Origin of the sequence: Clostridium sp. AM49-4BH, assembly GCF_003478335.1 — a bacterium.
Taxonomy (GTDB): domain Bacteria; phylum Bacillota; class Clostridia; order Lachnospirales; family Lachnospiraceae; genus Butyribacter.
Genome location: NZ_QUFB01000096.1, coordinates 2,415 through 3,589 on the forward strand (window position 1 = coordinate 2,415; position 1,175 = coordinate 3,589).

1 protein-coding gene and 1 pseudogene are annotated in these 1,175 nt (G+C 45.6%); both read left to right on the plus strand.

Annotated elements, in window-relative coordinates; genetic code table 11:
- On the plus strand, positions 1-477 hold a 477-nt coding region (locus DW981_RS14250), incomplete at its 5' end, for a hypothetical protein (RefSeq protein WP_182434306.1).
- Between the two features lie 13 nt (positions 478-490).
- Positions 491-1,175: pseudogene (locus DW981_RS14255) on the plus strand (hypothetical protein); the annotation flags it as partial.

A 1,175-nucleotide genomic window follows, 5' to 3' on the forward strand; every position in this document is an offset into this window, starting at 1 on the left:
GGCTGGTGGCTGTCAAAATGTGTCTGGTGTATGTTCAGCACACTGCTTGCCTATGTGATCTATTACATACCGATGTTTCTTATCTTTGCATGGCGTGGTATCCCGATGAAAATGCATCTGACCAAGCGTCTCGTCACCACGTCGGTGGAAGGATTCTTAAACTGGAAGACGGCAGATGTGTGTGCCGTGGTTCTGTTTATTCCGGTTGCAGTGATGATGTTTCTGTGTCTGTTACAGATGCTGTTAGAAGTAGTCTGGTCGCCGGCAGTGGCAATCATACTGTTGTTGGTGATACAGGGAATTTCGGCGTATAAACAGAGTGTTTTTCTGTGGGGCAATTGGGGAATCCCGGTCCGTATGCTGAAGACGCCGATCGGGTATATTGGCAATCTGCGGTGCTCCATAGCAGGGATCATTGTATGCATTGTCATCGGAACAATACTGTTTAAGCGCAGGGATCTGCTGTTTAAAGAATAGAGAGGAAAGAATTATGATCGAAACGGAATTAAGAAGAGCATTTCGTAGTCGTGGGATGTTAGTTGTAGTTTTAGTGGCGGTTATTCTGGCTGCCGGTAACTTATATAGTTCGCTGCAGATGGACAGGCACTTTGCGGAGATACGGAAAATGATGTTGGAACAGCATGATGTGACGTATTATCCGTATATAGCATTTGAAAAATATATCGGAGACAATATGTTCCTACCGTATAACGGGATTTATTATATTTTGTTCCCGATCCTCGCCGTGCTGCCGTTTGGAACAAGCCTGGTACGTGATGAGCAGCTGCATTATACCAGAAACATTCTGGTAAGACAGAGTAAGAGAAGATATTTTTTGGCAAAATACATCGCCGCATATGTCAGCGGTGCCGTTGCAGTGTTATTACCGTTAGCGCTGTCGTTTGCACTGTGTGCGACAAAGTATCCGTGTGCGGAATTGTACCAGAGAGCCCAACGTAGCGTCATAATGGACAGAAATATGTTTTCGCAGTTTTATTATACGGCTCCATGGATCTACATGCTGATCTACTGGTTCGTCAACATGCTGGCGGGGGGGATGCTTGCCGGAACGGCGCTGTTACTTTCCCAGTTTATCCATAAGAGGATGTCAGTGGTATTTATCCCATTTATCGTGTATTCCTATATGGCGTATCTTTTTGGCGGCCAGGCACAGT